The organism is Actinosynnema sp. NPDC059797, assembly GCF_042732085.1.
Lineage (GTDB): Bacteria > Actinomycetota > Actinomycetes > Mycobacteriales > Pseudonocardiaceae > Actinosynnema.
In genome coordinates this window covers 1-4,408 of record NZ_JBHWIE010000487.1, presented here as the reverse complement: position 1 = coordinate 4,408, position 4,408 = coordinate 1, and the positions used below count along the sequence as shown (strand labels likewise).

The following is a 4,408-nucleotide window of genomic DNA, read 5'->3' as shown; positions in this document are numbered from 1 at the left end:
GCCGCCGACGGCGCGGGCTGGTCCGAGGGTTCCGGCGTGGTGGTGCTGGAGCGGCTGTCCGACGCGCTGCGCAACGGCCACGAGGTGCTGGCCGTGATCCGCGGCTCGGCGGTGAACCAGGACGGCGCGTCCAACGGCATCACCGCGCCCAACGGCCCGTCGCAGCGCCGCGTCATCCGCGCGGCCCTGACCGACGCGGGCCTGGCGCCGGCCGACGTGGACGTGGTCGAGGCCCACGGCACCGGCACCCGCCTCGGCGACCCGATCGAGGCCCAGGCCGTGCTGGCGACCTACGGCCAGGACCGCGAGCGACCGCTGTGGCTGGGCTCGCTGAAGTCCAACATCGGCCACTCGCAGGCCGCCGCGGGCGTCGCCGGCGTGATCAAGATGGTGCTGGCGATGCGCAACGGCGTGCTGCCGCGCACCCTGCACGTGGACGAGCCGACGCCCGAGGTCGACTGGACCAAGGGCGACGTGGCGCTGCTGACCGAGGAGCAGCCGTGGCCCGAGACCGGCCGTCCGCGCCGGGCGGCCGTGTCGTCGTTCGGCATCAGCGGCACTAACGCGCACGTCGTGCTGGAGCAGGCCCCCGCCACGGAGGCAGGCACCGCGGAGACCGGGACCGAACCGGTCGAGCGCGAGCCCGAGCGCCCCGGCGTGGTGCCGTGGGTGCTGTCCGGCCGCACCGACGACGCGCTCCGGGCGCAGGCCGGGCGGCTGGTCGACCACCTGACCCGGCACCCCGACCTGTCGGCGCGCGACCTGGGCTGGTCGCTGGCCACCACGCGGTCGGCGTTCGAGCACCGCGCCGTGGTGCTGGGCGGGGACCGGGACGCGCTGGCCGCCGGTGTCGGCGCGCTGGCGCAGGGCGAGCCGTCCGGCGCGCTCGTCACCGGCGTGGCCGACGTGGCGGGCAAGACCGTGTTCGTCTACCCCGGCCAGGGCGCGCAGTGGGCTGGCATGGCCGCCGAGCTGCTGGACGCCTCGCCGGTGTTCGCCGCCCGCATGGCCGAGTGCGCCGAGGCGCTGTCGGCGTTCGTCGACTGGGACCTGATCGCGGTCGCCCGGGGCGCCGAGGGCGCGCCGTCGCTGGAGCGCGTGGACGTGGTGCAGCCGGTGCTGTGGGCGGTCATGGTGTCGTTGACCGCGCTGTGGCGGCACCACGGCGTCACCCCGGACGCGGTCGTCGGCCACTCGCAGGGCGAGATCGCCGCCGCCGTCGTGGGCGGCCACCTGTCGCTGCTCGACGGCGCCCGGGTGGTGGCGCTGCGCAGCCGCGCCATCCGCGAGCACCTGGCCGGGCACGGCGGCATGGTGTCGGTCGGCCTGTCCGCCGACGCGGTCCGCCCGCACCTGGAGCCGTGGGGCGAGCGCATCTCGGTCGCCGCCGTCAACGGCGCCTCCTCCGTCGTGGTCTCCGGCGAGCCGGAGGCCCTGGACGAGCTGGTCGCGACCCTGACCGCGCTGGACGTGCGCGCCAAGCGCGTCAACGTCGACTACGCCTCGCACTCCGCGCAGGTCGGCTCGATCGAGCAGCGGCTGCTGGCCGACCTCGCGCCGGTCGGCCCGCGCGCGGGCGAGGTGCCGATGCTGTCCACGGTGACCGGCGAGTGGGTCGAGGACGCCGCGCTGGACGCCCGCTACTGGTACACCAACCTGCGCACCACGGTCGCGTTCGACCCGGCCATCCGCACCCTCGCCGAGCGCGGGCACGCGGCGTTCGTCGAGGTCAGCCCGCACCCGGTGCTGGCGATGAGCATCCAGGAGACGCTGGACGACCGCGAGCAGCCGACCGCGGTGGTCGGCACGCTGCGCCGCGACGAGGGCGGCCCGGCCCGGTTCGCCCGCTCGCTGGCGGAGCTGCACGTGCGCGGCGTCAGCCCGGACTTCACCGTGCTGCTGCCCGGCGGCGCGCGGGTGCCGCTGCCCACCTACGCGTTCCGGCACCGGCACTTCTGGCTGACCGAGGAGCCGGCCGCCGCCGCTGCCGACCCCGCCGACGCGGCGTTCTGGGCCGCGGTGGAGAACGGCGGCCTGGAGTCGCTGGCGGCCGACCTGGCGGTGGACGAGGAGGCGCTGAGGCAGGTGCTGCCCGCGCTGACCACGTGGCGCTCGCGGCTGCGCGAGGACTCCACCGTGGACTCGTGGCGCTACCGCGTCGAGTGGCGGCCGGTCGAGGCGGACGTGCCGGTGGTGTTCCCCGGCTCGTGGCTGCTGGTGGTGCCGGAGGCCCTGCGCGACGACAAGCGCGTCACGATCATCGCGGACGGCTTCGCCGCGCGCGGCGCGGACGTGCTGCGGGTCGAGGTGGAGGAGCCGGACCGCGCCGCGGTGGCCGAGCGGGTCCGCGCGGCGGTCGGCGACACCACGCCGGACGGCGTGCTGTCCCTGCTGGGCCTGGACTCCCGGCCGCACCCGCTGTTCCCGTCGCTGTCGCGCGGCGTGGCGGCCTCGGTCGTGCTGGTGCAGGGCCTGGACGACGCGGGCGTGTCCGCGCGGCTGTGGTTCGGCACCTCCGCGGGCGTGGCGGTGGACGACTTCGAGGAGTTGGCCGACCCGTACCAGGGCGCCCTGTGGGGCATCGGCACGGTGCTCGGCCTGGACCGGCCGACCTCCTGGGGCGGCCTGGTCGACCTGCCGGTCGACGTGGACGACCTCGTGGTGGAGCGGCTGGTCGGCGTGCTGGACTCCGGGGAGGAGGACCAGGTGGCGCTGCGGCCGGCCGGGGTGCTGGCGCGGCGGCTGGTCCGCGCGCCCGCGCCCGCGACGGAGAGCCGGTGGCGGCCGCGCGGCACGGTCCTGGTGACCGGCGGCACGGGCGGCGTCGGCGCGCACCTGGCCCGCTGGCTGGTCGAGGGCGGCGCGGAGCGGGTCGTGCTGACCTCGCGGCGCGGCCCGGACGCGCCCGGCGCGGCGGAGCTGCTGGCCGAGCTGGGCGGCAAGGCCGAGGTCGTGGCGTGCGACGTGGCCGACCGGGAGGCCCTGCGCGGGCTCCTGGAGTCGCTGCCGGAGCTGACGGCGGTGTTCCACGCGGCGGGCGTCATGCACCGCGAGTCCGGCCTCGACGACGTGTCCGTGGCGGACTTCGCGGAGATCGGCCACGCCAAGGTCGCCGGCGCGCTGCACCTGGACGAGCTGCTGGCGGGCCGCGAGCTGGACGCGTTCGTGGTGTTCTCCTCCGGCGCGGCGGTGTGGGGCTCGGGCGGCCAGACCGGCTACGCGGCGGCCAACGCCGTGGTCGACGGCGTCGTGCGCGGTCGCCGGGCCCGCGGCCTGGCGGGCACCTCGGTGGCGTGGGGCTCGTGGGGCGGCGGCGGCATGGCGTCCGGTGAGGCGGGCGAGCACCTGGCCCGGCTCGGCGTGGGCGTGATGGAGCCGAGGCTCGCGGTCTCCGCGCTCCAGGGCGTGCTGGACCGCGGCGAGGGCCACGTGGTCGTCGCCGACCTGGACTGGGCGAAGTTCGCGCCCACCTACGCGCTGTCCCGCCCGCGCCCGCTCATCGACACCGTGCCGGAGGCGCGGGCGGCGCTGGAGCCCGCCGAGGACGACACCGCCGAGCAGGACGGCGACCTCGCCGCGAAGCTCGCGGGCCTGCCCGACGGCGAGCGCCGCGCGCTGCTGCTCGACGTCGTGCGCACGCACGTGGCCTCGGTGCTCGGCTACGCCGGCGCGGACGCCGTGGAGCCCAACCGGGCGTTCAAGGACATCGGCTTCGACTCGGTCACCGCCGTCGAGCTGCGCAACGCGCTGAACAACGCGACCGGCGTGCGGCTGCCCGCGACCCTGGTGTTCGACCACCCGACGCCGAACGCCCTGGTCAACCTCCTGCACACCGAGCTGGTCGGCGACGGCGAGGCGCCCGTCGGCTCCGTGCTGGCCGAGCTCGACCGGCTGGAGGTCGCCGCGGCGAACCTCGGCCCGGCGGAGATCGAGGCCGGGCACATCACCACCCGGCTCCAGAACCTGCTCAGCCGGCTCAACCAGACCGTCGCGGGCGACGCGCCCGCGGAGGTGGCCGACCGGCTCGAGAGCGCGTCCGCGGACGACGTCTTCGACTTCATCGACCGCGAACTCGGCATGGCCTGAGTTTCACCCAGCCTGGGTCCCCTGGGCGTCACTCCCCTCCGGTACAGCAGACTTGGTGAGGCACAAACGATGGCGAACGAAGAGAAGCTCCTCGACTACCTCAAGAAGGTGACGGCCGACCTCCACCAGACGCGGCAGCGCCTGCGGGAGGCCGAGTCCGACGAGCAGGAGCCGATCGCGATCGTCGCGATGGCGTGCCGCTACCCGGGCGGGGTGCGGTCGCCGGAGGACCTGTGGCGGCTGGTCGCGGAGGGCGGTGACGCGATCGGCGACTTCCCGACCGACCGCGGCTGGGACACCTCCGCGCTGTTCGACAGCGACC

The 4,408-nt window shown here is 76.2% G+C and carries 2 protein-coding genes; both read left to right on the top strand.

Annotated features, from left to right (window positions below):
* On the top strand, positions 1-4,086 hold a 4,086-nt coding region (locus tag ACFV4N_RS40310; RefSeq protein WP_499677960.1), incomplete at its 5' end, for a type I polyketide synthase.
* A 69-nt stretch (positions 4,087-4,155) separates the two neighbouring features.
* Positions 4,156-4,408: polyketide synthase docking domain-containing protein (locus ACFV4N_RS40305; RefSeq protein ID WP_499677959.1), on the top strand; the 253-nt coding region annotated here is incomplete at its 3' end.